The sequence below is a fragment of the Cognatiluteimonas lumbrici genome, assembly GCF_006476065.1.
Classification (GTDB): domain Bacteria; phylum Pseudomonadota; class Gammaproteobacteria; order Xanthomonadales; family Xanthomonadaceae; genus Cognatiluteimonas; species Cognatiluteimonas lumbrici.
In genome coordinates this window covers 1,516,137-1,527,894 of record NZ_ML636798.1, presented here as the reverse complement: position 1 = coordinate 1,527,894, position 11,758 = coordinate 1,516,137, and the positions used below count along the sequence as shown (strand labels likewise).

Annotated in this window: 16 protein-coding genes; 14 read left to right on the top strand and 2 right to left on the bottom strand. The window is 69.5% G+C overall.

Annotation, left to right across the window (positions count from 1 at the left end; translation table 11 throughout):
• Positions 1 to 5: 5 nt before the first annotated feature.
• Genes coxB through E4F25_RS07420 form a run of 5 tightly spaced genes read left to right on the top strand, consistent with a single transcriptional unit; the run spans position 6 to position 4,178 of the window.
• A complete protein-coding gene (coxB, locus tag E4F25_RS07435) occupies positions 6 to 851 on the top strand; it encodes a cytochrome c oxidase subunit II (protein WP_140909530.1) in 846 nt (281 codons plus the stop codon).
• Between the two features lie 21 nt (positions 852 to 872).
• Positions 873 to 2,513 (top strand): cytochrome c oxidase subunit I, encoded by a 1,641-nt coding sequence (gene ctaD, locus E4F25_RS07430; RefSeq protein WP_140909529.1) that lies wholly within the window; start codon positions 873 to 875, stop codon positions 2,511 to 2,513.
• An 11-nt stretch (positions 2,514 to 2,524) separates the two neighbouring features.
• Positions 2,525 to 2,674: a hypothetical protein gene (locus tag E4F25_RS11475; RefSeq protein WP_181168238.1), complete on the top strand. Its 150-nt coding sequence runs from the start codon at positions 2,525 to 2,527 to the stop codon at positions 2,672 to 2,674.
• Positions 2,671 to 3,246, top strand: a complete 576-nt coding sequence (locus E4F25_RS07425; RefSeq protein ID WP_140909528.1) for a cytochrome c oxidase assembly protein — start codon at positions 2,671 to 2,673, stop codon at positions 3,244 to 3,246. Before E4F25_RS11475 ends, E4F25_RS07425 begins: the two co-directional genes overlap by 4 nt.
• Before the next feature lie 38 nt (positions 3,247 to 3,284).
• Positions 3,285 to 4,178, top strand: a complete 894-nt coding sequence (locus tag E4F25_RS07420) for a cytochrome c oxidase subunit 3 (RefSeq protein WP_140909527.1) — start codon at positions 3,285 to 3,287, stop codon at positions 4,176 to 4,178.
• A 54-nt stretch (positions 4,179 to 4,232) separates the two neighbouring features.
• Here E4F25_RS07420 and E4F25_RS07415 read toward each other — a convergent pair whose 3' ends face one another.
• Positions 4,233 to 4,451, bottom strand: coding sequence for a twin transmembrane helix small protein (locus E4F25_RS07415; protein ID WP_140909526.1), 219 nt, complete (start codon positions 4,449 to 4,451; stop codon positions 4,233 to 4,235).
• 33 nt (positions 4,452 to 4,484) lie between these two features.
• Here E4F25_RS07415 and E4F25_RS07410 point away from each other — a divergent pair, with 33 nt between their 5' ends.
• The 9 genes from E4F25_RS07410 to E4F25_RS07370 are packed head-to-tail and all read left to right on the top strand — an operon-like array spanning position 4,485 to position 10,010.
• Positions 4,485 to 5,255, top strand: a complete 771-nt coding sequence (locus tag E4F25_RS07410; protein ID WP_140909525.1) for an SURF1 family protein — start codon at positions 4,485 to 4,487, stop codon at positions 5,253 to 5,255.
• Positions 5,252 to 5,839: a hypothetical protein gene (locus E4F25_RS07405; RefSeq protein WP_140909524.1), complete on the top strand. Its 588-nt coding sequence runs from the start codon at positions 5,252 to 5,254 to the stop codon at positions 5,837 to 5,839. The genes E4F25_RS07410 and E4F25_RS07405 overlap by 4 nt, the downstream gene beginning before the upstream one ends.
• Position 5,840: 1 nt before the next feature.
• Positions 5,841 to 7,004 (top strand): COX15/CtaA family protein, encoded by a 1,164-nt coding sequence (locus E4F25_RS07400; RefSeq protein ID WP_140909523.1) that lies wholly within the window; start codon positions 5,841 to 5,843, stop codon positions 7,002 to 7,004.
• Positions 7,001 to 7,930 carry a heme o synthase gene (locus tag E4F25_RS07395; protein ID WP_140909522.1) on the top strand — a complete coding sequence of 310 codons (930 nt, stop codon included), beginning with the start codon at positions 7,001 to 7,003 and terminating at the stop codon, positions 7,928 to 7,930. Before E4F25_RS07400 ends, E4F25_RS07395 begins: the two co-directional genes overlap by 4 nt.
• A gap of 4 nt (positions 7,931 to 7,934) precedes the next feature.
• Entirely contained in the window at positions 7,935 to 8,273 is a 339-nt protein-coding gene (locus E4F25_RS07390; RefSeq protein WP_140909521.1) for a hypothetical protein, read from the top strand.
• A 9-nt stretch (positions 8,274 to 8,282) separates the two neighbouring features.
• Entirely contained in the window at positions 8,283 to 8,627 is a 345-nt protein-coding gene (locus tag E4F25_RS07385; RefSeq protein WP_140909520.1) for a GFA family protein, read from the top strand.
• Positions 8,628 to 8,630: 3 nt separating this feature from the next.
• On the top strand, positions 8,631 to 9,173 hold the full coding sequence (locus E4F25_RS07380; RefSeq protein WP_140909519.1) for a hypothetical protein: 543 nt from the start codon (positions 8,631 to 8,633) through the stop codon (positions 9,171 to 9,173).
• The gene (locus E4F25_RS07375) at positions 9,170 to 9,670 is read left to right on the top strand and encodes a cupin domain-containing protein (protein ID WP_140909518.1); all 501 of its coding nucleotides are present in this window, start codon (positions 9,170 to 9,172) and stop codon (positions 9,668 to 9,670) included. The genes E4F25_RS07380 and E4F25_RS07375 overlap by 4 nt, the downstream gene beginning before the upstream one ends.
• A gap of 10 nt (positions 9,671 to 9,680) precedes the next feature.
• On the top strand, positions 9,681 to 10,010 hold the full coding sequence (locus tag E4F25_RS07370) for an MmcQ/YjbR family DNA-binding protein (RefSeq protein WP_140909517.1): 330 nt from the start codon (positions 9,681 to 9,683) through the stop codon (positions 10,008 to 10,010).
• Here the strand turns inward: E4F25_RS07370 and dnaG are convergent.
• The gene (gene dnaG / locus E4F25_RS07365) at positions 10,007 to 11,755 is read right to left on the bottom strand and encodes a DNA primase (RefSeq protein ID WP_140909516.1); all 1,749 of its coding nucleotides are present in this window, start codon (positions 11,753 to 11,755) and stop codon (positions 10,007 to 10,009) included. The two genes, E4F25_RS07370 and dnaG, sit on opposite strands and share 4 nt — an antisense overlap.
• Between the last annotated feature and the right edge of the window lie 3 nt (positions 11,756 to 11,758).

The following is an 11,758-nucleotide window of genomic DNA, read 5'->3' as shown; positions in this document are numbered from 1 at the left end:
AACTGATGAAAGCCGGATTCAAGCATTGGCTCACGGGTATCGCCGCGATGGCGCTGCCGGCACTGGCCTGGGCGCAGCAGGCGCCCGCCGCCGCAGACCTGGAGCCCGCCGCGCCGGAGCGGTGGCAGCTCAACATGCACCCGGGGGTCACCCAGACCTCCCAGTTCGCCTACGACGCGCACATGTTCGCGGTCTGGGTCTGCGTGGTCATCGGCGTGATCGTGTTCGCCGCCATGGCGATCGCGATCGTCAAGTTCCGCAAGTCCAAGGGCGTGACCCCGGCGACCTGGAGCCACAACACCACCGCCGAGGTGATCTGGACGATCGTGCCGGTGATCCTGCTGATCGCGATGATCTGGCCGGCGACCACCAAGCTGATCGCCCAGTACGACACCCGCGACGCCGAGATGACCGTCAAGGTCACCGGCTACCAGTGGATGTGGGGCTACGAGTACCTCGGCGAGGACGTCGCCTTCACCAGCCGCCTCGACCGCGAGAGCAACGCCCTGCGCCAGAGCGGCCATACGCCGACGCTCGAGGCGAACCCGAACTACCTGCTCGACGTCGACCAGCCGCTGGTGCTGCCGACCGACACCAAGATCCGCTTCGTGATCACCGCCGACGACGTCATCCACTCCTGGTGGGTGCCCGCGCTCGGCTGGAAGCAGGACGCGATCCCGGGCATCGTCAACGAGGCCTGGACCGACATCAAGGTGCCCGGCACCTATCGCGGCCAGTGCGCCGAGCTGTGCGGCAAGGACCACGGCTTCATGCCGATCGTGGTCAAGGCCGTGCCGCGCGCCGAATTCCGCAAGTGGCTCGCCGCGCAGCGCGCCACCACCACGAACTAAGCATTCCGTCGAGGTCCACCCATGTCCGCCAACTACGAAGCCGTCGCCGATACCCACGCTGGCCACGACGCGCACGCCCACAAGCAGGGGTTCATCGACCGCTGGTTCTTCTCGACGAACCACAAGGACATCGGCACGCTGTACCTGCTCTTCAGCTTCATCATGGCGATCATCGGCGCGGCGCTGTCGGTCGGCATCCGCTCCGAGCTGGCGATCCCGGGCCTGCAGCTGGTCGAGCCCTACTTCTTCAACCAGCTGACCACGATGCACGCGCTGGTGATGATCTTCGGCGCGATCATGCCGGCGTTCGTCGGCCTGGCGAACTGGATGATCCCGCTGCAGATCGGCGCGCCGGACATGGCGCTGCCGCGCATGAACAACTGGTCGTTCTGGATCCTGCCGTTCGCGTTCCTGCTGCTGCTGTCCACCTTCTTCGTGCCCGGCGGCGCGCCGGCCGGCGGCTGGACCATGTACCCGCCGCTGATGCTGCAGGGCGGCGCCAACGTCGCCATGTCCATCTTCGCGGTGCACATGATGGGCATCAGCTCGATCATGGGCGCGATCAACATCATCGCCACCGTGCTCAACATGCGCGCGCCGGGCGTCGACCTGATGAAGATGCCGCTGTTCAGCTGGTCGTGGCTGATCACCGCGTTCCTGCTGCTGGGCGTGATGCCGGTGCTGGCCGGCGCGGTCACCATGCTGCTGACCGACAAGTTCTTCATGACCTCGTTCTTCAACGCCGCCGGCGGCGGCGACCCGGTGATGTACCAGCACATCTTCTGGTTCTTCGGGCACCCCGAGGTCTACATCATGATCCTGCCGGCGTTCGGCATCGTCAGCGAGATCATCCCGACGTTCTCGCGCAAGCCGCTGTTCGGCTACCAGGCGATGGTGTACGCGATCGCGGCGATCGCCTTCCTGTCGTTCATCGTGTGGGCGCACCACATGTTCACGGTGGGCATGCCGCTGGGCGGCGAGATCTACTTCATGTTCGCCACCATGCTGATCTCGGTGCCGACCGGGGTGAAGGTGTTCAACTGGGTCAGCACCATGTGGGGCGGCTCGATGACCTTCGAGACGCCGATGCTGTGGTCGATCGCGTTCGTGATCCTGTTCACCATCGGCGGCTTCTCCGGCCTGATGCTGGCGATCGTGCCGGCCGACTTCCAGTACCACGACACCTACTTCGTGGTCGCGCACTTCCACTACGTGCTGGTGACCGGCGCGCTGTTCGCGATCATCGCCGCGATCTACTACTGGTGGCCGAAGTGGACCGGGCGCATGTACAACGAGAAGCTCGGCAAGTTCCACTTCTGGTGGACCATGGTGTTCTCGAACCTGCTGTTCTTCCCGCAACACTTCCTCGGCCTGGCCGGCATGCCGCGCCGCATCCCCGACTACAACGTGGTGTTCGCCGACTGGAACCTGGTCAGTTCGATCGGCGCCTTCGGCATGTTCATCACGCCGTTCCTGATGTTCTACATCCTGTGGAGCTCCAAGCGGAACGGCCCGCCGGCCGCCGCGCGCGCCTGGGAAGGCGCCGTGGGCCTGGAGTGGACGGTGCCGTCGCCGGCCCCGCACCACACCTTCACCACGCCGCCGGTGATCCGCGACGGCGACCTGGCGCACGGCGACTTCGTCAAGAAGGACTACGAGTAAGGCTGCGACGGATGAGCGAACGCCCGCCAACGATGACTCCCGAGCAGGCAGCGGCCAGGCGCCGCGGCGTGCGCCGGACGGTGCTCGTGCTGGCGGTCGTGGCGCTGCTGATCTACCTGTTCGCGCTCAACGGCGGCACGTTGCCCGGGGTGACGGGATGAGCGGCGGCGGCAACCGAGGCCTGATGAAGATGCTGGCGGTGGCGCTGGCCGCGTTCGCGTTCACCTTCGCGCTGGTGCCGCTGTACCGGATCGCCTGCGAGAAGGTGTTCGGCGTGCGCCTGGAGAAGGGCCCGGTCGCCGGCGTGTCCGAGTCCGCCACCGCGGCCGAGCGCTGGGTGACAGTGCAGTTCGACGGCGGGGTGAACTCGAAGCTTCCGTGGTCCTTCGAGCCCGAGCAGCTCACCATGCGCGTGCAGCCGGGCAAGCAGTACGAGGCCATGTACTTCGCGAAGAACCTCGGCGACCGCGCAATCGTCGGCAACGCGGTGCCCTCGGTGGCGCCGGCGCGCGCCTCCGGCTACTTCGCCAAGACCGAATGCTTCTGCTTCACCGCGCAGACGTTGCAGCCCGGCGAGGCGCGCGACATGCCGGTACGCTTCATCGTCGACCCGAACCTGCCGACGAACATCAACACGCTGACCCTGTCCTACACCTTCTTCAAGAACGAGACGCAGACCGCGCAGGCGAACGCGCCTGCCGCGTCCGCGGACCTGCCGCGCGCCGCGCCCTGACCGCACGACCACGACATTCCACCCGGAAGACGCAGACCATGGCCCAATCCCACAGCACCGACGCCCACGCCCACGACGCGAACGTGTACTTCGTGCCGCACGGCAGCCGTTGGCCGATCTTCGCCTCGGTGGGCCTGTTCATCCTGTTCGTCGGCTTCTCCGGCTGGCTGAACGAGACGAGCTGGGGCAAGACCACCTTCTTCGTCGGCGTCGCCCTGCTGGTCGCGATCCTGTTCAAGTGGTTCGCCGACGTCATCACCGAGTCCGTGCGCGGCTACTACAACAAGCAGGTGGACGGCTCGTTCCGCATGGGGATGATCTGGTTCATCTTCTCCGAGGTGATGTTCTTCGCCGCGTTCTTCGGCGCGCTGTTCTACGCCCGCCAGTTCGCGTTGCCCTGGCTCAGCGGCGAGGGCGACGGCGTGATGACCAACGCGCTACTGTGGCCGGAGTTCGCCGGCGGCTGGCCTTACAACGGCCCGGCCGCGGTCGGCGGCACCTTCCAGACCATCCCGGCCTGGGGCCTGCCGCTGGTCAACACCCTGATCCTGCTGACCTCGGGCGTCACCGTGACCATCGCGCACCACGCGCTGAAGGCCGGCCGCCGCGGGCAGCTGCTGGCGTTCCTCGGCGCGACCGTGCTGCTGGGCGCGATCTTCCTGTTCTTCCAGGCGGAGGAGTACATCCACGCCTACCGCGAGCTCAACCTGACCCTGGGCTCGGGCATCTACGGCTCCACCTTCTTCATGCTCACCGGCTTCCACGGTGCGCACGTCACCCTCGGCACGATCATGCTGGCGGTGATCTGGTTCCGCTGCCTCAAGGGCCACTTCACCGGCGAGGACCACTTCGCGTTCGAGGCGGTCGCCTGGTACTGGCACTTCGTGGACGTGGTGTGGCTGGGGCTGTTCCTGTTCGTGTACGTGCTGTAACGCCAAAGGCGGGAACAGGGAACAGGGAACGGGGAACGGTAGCAGCCGGCGCCCCTAGCCGCCGACGCCGTGGGGCGTGATCCAGCCCATGTAGATGGCGAGTCCGACCAGCAGGATCAGGGCCACGGACAGGGCGATGCGCTTGGTCAGCGCGTTCACGGTGCGCTTGGTCGTACCCTTGTCGACCAGCATGTAGTACAGCCCGGCGCCGAGGTTCCACAGGATGACCACCAGGAAAGCGACGATGAGCAGCGTCTTGAGCGAGTCGTTCATGCGGGGAGGGTCGTCGGCGCGCCGGACTGGCGCATGCGGTGGATTATCGCAGGCACAGGCCCTTCCGGCGTGACCATCCGCCGCAACGGGGTGCTCGGCTGGCTGCTCGCCCTGCTGGCGATCGCGCTGTTCGCGCGCCTCGGGGCCTGGCAGCTCGAGCGCCGCGACGAGAAGCAGGCGATGGTGGACGCGGTCGCGCGTGTACTGGAAGCGCGCGACCCGCGGCCGCTTGCGGTCGCGGCCGACGACGGGCGCGCCCGCGGCTACGACTGGGCCGCCGGCAGCGGACGCTTCGACGACGCGCCGGCGGTCATCCTCGACAACCAGGGCCGCGACGAGCGCCCCGGCGTGCGCGTGTACCGCGCGTTCCTGCCCGACGCGGGTGCGCCGCTGCTGGTGGAACTGGGCTGGAAGCCGCTGCCCGGCGACCGCACCATGCCGGTGGTGCCGCGCCCCGACGCGACCCGTGTCGAGGGCCTGCTGCTGCCGCCGCCTTCGCCGGGGCTGGCGCTCGGCACGCCGGTGGCGCAGGCCGACGGCAGCCTGCTCGCGATCGCCCTCGACCTGCCGACGCTGCGCGACGCGCTCGGCCTGCCCGACCTGGCCCCGCGCGTGCTCAAGCCAGACCCCGAGGGCGGCCTCGCCGGCGTGCCCGGCTACGCGCGCGACCTCGAGATCCTGCCGAACACGCTGCCGCCCGAACGCCACCTCGGTTACGCGGTGCAGTGGTTCGCCCTTGCCGCCGCGGTGCTGGTCATCGCGCTGGTGCTGACCTTCCGCAAGACACGCCGACAGCAGCCATGACCGACGACGCCACCTCCCGCGACCGCCGCAACCGCACCGCTCTGATCGCGATCGCCGCGCTGTTCTTCGGCAGCATGCTGGTCGCCGGCGTGCTGCGCTTCTCCGGCTGGCAGCCGCAGGGCAGCAAGAGCCACGGCACCCTGCTCGATCCACCGGTGGACCTGCGCGAGCAGCCGCCCGCGCTGCTGGACGGCCAGCCGTACGCCTGGAACCCGGATGCACGCACCTGGCGCATCCTGCTCGCGCCGCCCGCCGCTTGCGGCGAGGCCTGCGCGCAGGCGTCGGTGGACTACGACAAGGTGTGGCGGCTGATGGGCCGCAACGCGGACCGGCTGGACGTGCTGTGGCTGTGCACGGATGCCGCCTGCGAAGTGCCGCCGCCGCTGGCGCAGGACCGCTCGCTGCGCCGGCTGGCGCCGGATCCGTCGCTGCGCGCGCGCCTGCCGGACGTCGACGACGCGGATGCCGGTGGCTTCCCGGTCTACCTGGTGGATCCGAACGGCTTCCTGATGATGCGTTACCCTCCCGGCGCCGATGTCGCAGGCGTGCGCGCCGACATCGCCAAACTGCTGAAACTGATCTGAGATGAGCACCAGGCCCACGAGAACCGCACGCAAGCACTTCCATCGCATCGCCTGGCTGGCCGTCGCGCTGGCGCTGGGCGTGATCGTGTTCGGCGCGTTCGTGCGCCTGTCCAACGCCGGCCTGAGCTGCCCGGACTGGCCGACCTGCTACGGCCAGGCCACCTGGCCCACCGCGCCCGCGGACGCCGCAGACCACGCCGCGAGCGAGATCCGCCCGTTCGACGACACCCGCGCCTGGCGCGAGCAGGTGCACCGCATGCTGGCCGGCTCGCTCGGCGTGCTGGTGCTGGTGCTCGCGCTGGTCGCCGCCGCGCGCAAGCGCTTCGGCGTCGCCCAGGTGCTGGCGGCCTCGGCGCTGGTGGCGTGCTCGATCCCGCTGTACATGCGCGGCATGCACGTGCAGGCCGCGTTGCTGGCCGGCGTCGGCGAACTGTTGCTGCTGTTCGCGGCCTTGCGCTGGTGGCGCGACCGGGGCGGTCCACTGCCGCCGCTCGCGGCGCTCACGCTTGCGGTGATCGTGTTCCAGGCCCTGCTCGGCATGTGGACCGTGACCTGGCTGCTGAAGCCGATCGTGGTGATGGCGCACCTGCTCGGCGGCCTGGCCACGTTCGCGCTGCTGTCGTGGATGGCCTGGCTGGCGACCGACCGTCCGGTGCGGGTGCCGGATGCGCGCGTGCTGCGGCGGCTGCTGTGGATCGGGCTGGCGCTGCTGGTCGTGCAGATCGCACTCGGCGGCTGGACCAGCGCCAACTACGCGGCGCTGTCCTGCGGCACCGACTTCCCCAGGTGCGTCGGCCTGTGGTGGCCGCCGCACGACTTCGGCGAGGCCTTCGTGCTGTGGCGCGGGATCGGCGTGGACTACGAGGGCGGGATCCTCGACGGCGCCGCGCGCATCGCGATCCACATGAGCCACCGGATGATGGCGGTGGTGGTGTTCGCGTACCTGCTGTGGCTGGCGGTCAAGCTGATGCGCTCGCCGGGCCTGCGCGGCTTCGGCGGGCTGCTCGCGGCGCTGCTGCTGGCGCAGGTGTCGCTGGGCATCGCCAACGTGCGCATGGCGTTGCCGCTGGAAGTGGCGGTGCTGCACAACGCCGGCGCGGCGCTGCTGCTGTTCACCCTGGTCACGCTGCTGGCGCGCGTGCGCGCTCCGGAGGTTGCGCCGTGAACGCTTCGGTGTTCCGCCAGTACTGGAGCCTGACCAAGCCGCGGGTGGTGGCGTTGATCGTGTTCACCGCGGCGATTGGCATGTTCCTGGCGACGCCGGGGCTGCCGCCGCTGAAGGAGTCGGTGCTCGGCTTCCTCGGGATCTGGCTGGCGGCGGCCAGCGCGGCGGCGATCAACCAGTTGCTGGACTCGCGCATCGACGCGCAGATGGCGCGCACCAACTGGCGCCCGATCGTGGTCGGCCAGGTGACGCCGCGGCAGGCGCTGGTGTTCGCGCTGGTGCTGGCCGCGGCCTCGATGGCCATCCTGCTGCTGTGGGTCAACGCGATGACCGCGCTGCTGACCTTCTGCTCGCTGATCGGCTACGCGGTGATCTACACCCGCTACCTGAAGCGCGCCACGCCGCAGAACATCGTCATCGGCGGCATCGCCGGCGCCGCGCCGCCGCTGCTGGGCTGGTCGGCGATCACCGGCATGCAGGACCAGTGGGGCTGGGCCCACGCGCTGCTGCTGGTGCTGATCATCTTCGTGTGGACGCCGCCGCACTTCTGGGCGCTGGCGATCTTCCGCCGCGCCGACTACGCGCGTGCCATGGTGCCGATGCTGCCGGTGACCCACGGCGTCGAGTACACGCGCTGGCAGATCCTGCTGTACACGGTGCTGCTGGTGGTGGTGAGCGTGCTGCCGTGGGTGGTGGGCATGAGCGGCCTGTTCTACCTCGGCGGCGCGCTGGTGCTGGGCGCGGTGTTCCTCTGGTACGCGTGGCGGCTGCTCGATCCGCCCGACGAGTTCCATGCGATGCGCACGTTCAACTACTCGGTGGTCTACCTGATGGCGTTGTTCGCGTTCCTGCTGCTGGACCACTGGCTGCTGCCGCTGCTGGCGCCGGCGGCGGGCATCGAGTTCGTGCCGGCCCAGGGAGGATGACGCCATGGCGAGTTGGCTCAGCGCCGCCGCACCGCTGATCCCGGAAGTGATCAGGCTGGCGACACCGTACTTCTCGAAGAAGCCGGTGGAGCAGCTGCCGGACCTCGCGGCCTCGGTGGCCGAGCTCCAGGACGCGGTGCGCACCAACGCCGACGCGCTCACCCGCAACGCCGAAGCGCTGGAGAGCTTTGCCGCCGATACCCGGCGCTCGATCGAGGCGCTGCAGGTGCAGGCGGCGGCGACCGCGCGCGAACTGCGCCTGCTGCGCCACGTCGCGACCGCGGCCCTGACGGTGGCAGTATTGGCGTTCGGGCTGGCGGCCTACGCGCTGGCGCAATCCTGAGGAGATGACATGAAGTCCGGAAGCTGCCATTGCGGTGCGGTGAAGTACACGGTCGATGGAGAGATCGACAAGGTCGTGGAGTGCAACTGCTCGCACTGTCAGCGCAAGGGCTTCCTGCTGTGGTTCGTGCCGCGCTCCGCGCTGAAGGTGACCGAGGGCGAGGACAAGCTCACCACCTACACCTTCAACAGGCATGTCATCCACCACGACTTCTGCCAGGTCTGCGGCTGCCAGCCGTTCGGCCTCGGCAAGATGCCGGACGGCACCGAGACCGCGGCGATCAACGTGCGTTGCCTCGCGGACGTGGACCTTGCCGGGATCGAGCGCACGCAGGTGAACGGGCGCGACTTCTAGCGCATGCGGGCCTGGTGCACGCAGACGCTGATACTGCTGGCGCTGCTGCTCGCCGGTTGCGCCTCCATCCCGCTGTCCACCGCGCTGCGGTTTGCGAATTGGGATGCCCGGGACCTGGCCCGGGTGGACCCGGCGCAGGTGCGGGTACGGGTGTCGGTCGACGAAGGAATCGGCATCGACGTCGACGGCACCCGCCTCGGGATGTCGCTGATCGACGACGCGGGCGTGGTCCACGCGGCAGAACTACCGCTCACGCTGCTGGCGTCGCGCTCCGGTACGCGGCCCGGCGGGTGGTTCCGGAGCGACATCCCGGTCGATACCGTCGTTCTTGCCCTGACTCCCGACGGTGCCGACAAGCTGGTCGGGATGCGGCAGCTCGTGCTGTCCGGCCAACCCCGCGAGTTCAGCCTGAAGGTGTGGGCCAAGCTGGCGGAGGTGCCTCCGGAAACCCGCGCGGTGAGGTTCTGGGCCGACGTGCGGCTGGGCGAGGACGAGCCCTACGTGACCGTGATCGACGGAGCCGAACTCGAGATGGTGCGGGAATGACGGGCGAAGCGGGAGCGGGGCGGGCCGCCTGGCTGGTGCAGGCGCTGGGCCTGGAACCGCATCCCGAGGGCGGCCACTACCGCCGCATCCATGCGTCGTCGGCAAGCGTGCTTCCCCCGGATGGCCGCGGCGAGCGGCCGGCGCTGACCTGCATCCATTACCTGCTGGCGGCCGGCGAATGCAGCCGCTGGCACCGCGTGGCTTCGGACGAGGCCTGGCATTACATCGAGGGCGCGCCGCTGGTGTTGCTCGGCGCCGACCCCGGTTTCACCGAAGTGGAGTCGCGTCTCCTCGGGCCGTTCGGTCCCGGCGCGGAGCCGGTGCGGGTGGTGCCGCACGGGCGCTGGCAGGCCGCACGGTCCACGGGGCCCTACACGCTGGTGGCCTGCACCGTCGGCCCCGGTTTCGACTTCGCCGACTTCGAGCTGCTGCGCGACCGCCCGGCCGACGCGGCGCGCGTGCGCGCGCTCGGCGGCGACGTGGCGGCGCTGGTGTAGGAGGGCAGCGATGAAGCTCGAAGAGATCCGCAAGGTCGCGATGGCGCTTCCGGAGGTGACGGAGGCGCCGCACCACAATTTCGGTTCGTTCCGCGTGGCGGGGAAGATCTTCGTCACCATGCCGCCGGACGGCGAGTTCGTGCACGTGTTCGTCGGCGAGGAGGACCGCGAGACGATCCTCGCGCTGTACCCGGAGTGGGCCGAGAAGCTGATGTGGGGCAAGCGCGCGCTGGGGCTGCGCATCGCGCTGCGGAAGGCGGACGCGAAGGTCGTCCTGCCGCTGGTGCGCAAGGCGTGGGAGAACAAGGCCCCGCCGCGGCTGGTCGCAGCAGCCCGCTAACGCGTCGACAGGTTGCCGAGCAGGGCGCGCAGTTCTTCCTTGTCGCGCGGGTCGAGGCCGGAGGCGCGTTGCTTCTCCTGCAGTTCGTCGATGCGCTGTTGCCAGGTCTGGCGTTCGAGCTGCGCCATGGCGTCGCGGAACTCGTGCTGCCAGGCGGCTTCCTCGCCGGGGATGGACTGCATCGCCAGCTTCTGCAGGGCGGCGGCTTCCTCGCGTTCGCCGAAGTGCTCGAGGATGCCGCCGGTGCGGATGTCCGGACGCTCGCGGACCAGCGCGACCAGTTCGGCCAGCAGCGGCACGCCGGGCTGGCGCAGGGCGGCGAAGGTGTACGGCGGCTCGAGCGCCAGCGCGAGCTGCGGGTGCTGCAGCAGCAGCGCGATCGCGCCGCGCACGAGGCTGCGCCTGGGCGCCGGCGCGCCGCGGCCGCCGCGGTGCACGCGATGTGCCGGGACGTGGGTCTCGGGCGTGCTCGCGCGCGCGCCGAGGCCGGTGAGCTCGGTCAGGCGCTGCTTCATCAGGTCGCCGAAGGCGCCGTCGGGGATCTGCGCGAGGTAGGGCTTGCAGCGCTCGGCCAGGCGCGCCTTGCCGTCGAGCGTGCCCAGGTTCACGTCGGCCTGCATCTGGGCGTAGAAGAACTCCGACAGCGGGGTCGCGTCGCGCAGCCGCGCGTCGAAGCCCCCAGCGCCTTCCTGGCGCACGATGGTGTCCGGGTCCTCGCCGTCGGGCAGGAACAGGAAGAACGCCTGGCGGCCCTCGCGCATGCGCGGCAACACCGACTCGAGCGCCTTCCAGGCAGCGGCGCGGCCGGCGCGGTCGCCGTCGAAGCAGAAGTACACGTCGGGCGCGTTGCGGAACAGCAACTCGGCGTGGTCGGGGGTGGTCGCGGTGCCGAGCGTGGCCACCGCCTGGGTCACGCCGAACTGCGCCAGCGCGACCACGTCCATGTAGCCCTCGACCACGACCAGGCGTTCCAGCTTCGCGTTGGCCTGCTTCGCCTGCCACAGGCCGTACAGCTCGCGGCCCTTGTGGAACAGCGGGGTCTCGGGCGAGTTGAGGTACTTGGGGCTGCTGGCCCGGCTCTCAGACGGCGTGTCGATCACCCGGCCGCCGAAGGCGATCGTGCGTCCGCGGCGGTCGTGGATCGGGAACATCAGGCGGTCGCGGAACTTGTCGTAGACGGCGCCCTTGTCGTTCTTCGAGAACATGCCGCCGCGCTCGAGCAGCTGCATGCGGCGCTGGTCGGTGCCGAGGGCATCGCGCAGCGCGCCGTAGCCGTCGGGGGCGTAGCCGATGCCGTAGCGCTCGACGATCTCCGGGGAGATGTCGCGGCCCGCCACGTAGGCGCGCGCCTTGTCGCTGGCCGCGAGCTGGCGGCGGAAGAACTGAGCCGCGGCCTCCATCGCCGCGTACAGATCGCGGGTGCCGCTGTCCTGGTTGCGCTGCTGCGTGTCGCGCGGCACTTCCATGCCGACACGCTTCGCAAGTTCGTCCACGGCGTCGAGGAACTCGAGCCGGTCGTAATTCATCAGGAACGAGATCGCGGTGCCGTGCGCGCCGCAGCCGAAGCAGTGGTAGAACTGCTTGGCCGGAGACACCGTGAACGAGGCCGAGCGCTCGTCGTGGAACGGGCAGCGCGCCGCGTATTCCTTGCCCTGCCGCTTCAGCGGCACCCGCGCGTTGACGATCTCGACGATGTCGGTGCGCGCGAGCAGGTCGTCGATGAAGGCATCGGGGATGCGGGCCATGGG

Coding starts and splice junctions, on each gene's coding strand:
- E4F25_RS11475 (WP_181168238.1), top strand. CDS start 2,525: ATGAGCGAACGCCCGCCAACGATGACTCCCGAGCAGGCAGCGGCCAGG.
- E4F25_RS07420 (WP_140909527.1), top strand. CDS start 3,285: ATGGCCCAATCCCACAGCACCGACGCCCACGCCCACGACGCGAACGTG.
- dnaG (WP_140909516.1), bottom strand. CDS start 11,755: ATGGCCCGCATCCCCGATGCCTTCATCGACGACCTGCTCGCGCGCACC.
- E4F25_RS07400 (WP_140909523.1), top strand. CDS start 5,841: ATGAGCACCAGGCCCACGAGAACCGCACGCAAGCACTTCCATCGCATC.
- ctaD (WP_140909529.1), top strand. CDS start 873: ATGTCCGCCAACTACGAAGCCGTCGCCGATACCCACGCTGGCCACGAC.
- E4F25_RS07375 (WP_140909518.1), top strand. CDS start 9,170: ATGACGGGCGAAGCGGGAGCGGGGCGGGCCGCCTGGCTGGTGCAGGCG.
- E4F25_RS07385 (WP_140909520.1), top strand. CDS start 8,283: ATGAAGTCCGGAAGCTGCCATTGCGGTGCGGTGAAGTACACGGTCGAT.
- coxB (WP_140909530.1), top strand. CDS start 6: ATGAAAGCCGGATTCAAGCATTGGCTCACGGGTATCGCCGCGATGGCG.
- E4F25_RS07410 (WP_140909525.1), top strand. CDS start 4,485: ATGCGGTGGATTATCGCAGGCACAGGCCCTTCCGGCGTGACCATCCGC.
- E4F25_RS07425 (WP_140909528.1), top strand. CDS start 2,671: ATGAGCGGCGGCGGCAACCGAGGCCTGATGAAGATGCTGGCGGTGGCG.
- E4F25_RS07405 (WP_140909524.1), top strand. CDS start 5,252: ATGACCGACGACGCCACCTCCCGCGACCGCCGCAACCGCACCGCTCTG.
- E4F25_RS07370 (WP_140909517.1), top strand. CDS start 9,681: ATGAAGCTCGAAGAGATCCGCAAGGTCGCGATGGCGCTTCCGGAGGTG.
- E4F25_RS07390 (WP_140909521.1), top strand. CDS start 7,935: ATGGCGAGTTGGCTCAGCGCCGCCGCACCGCTGATCCCGGAAGTGATC.
- E4F25_RS07380 (WP_140909519.1), top strand. CDS start 8,631: ATGCGGGCCTGGTGCACGCAGACGCTGATACTGCTGGCGCTGCTGCTC.
- E4F25_RS07415 (WP_140909526.1), bottom strand. CDS start 4,451: ATGAACGACTCGCTCAAGACGCTGCTCATCGTCGCTTTCCTGGTGGTC.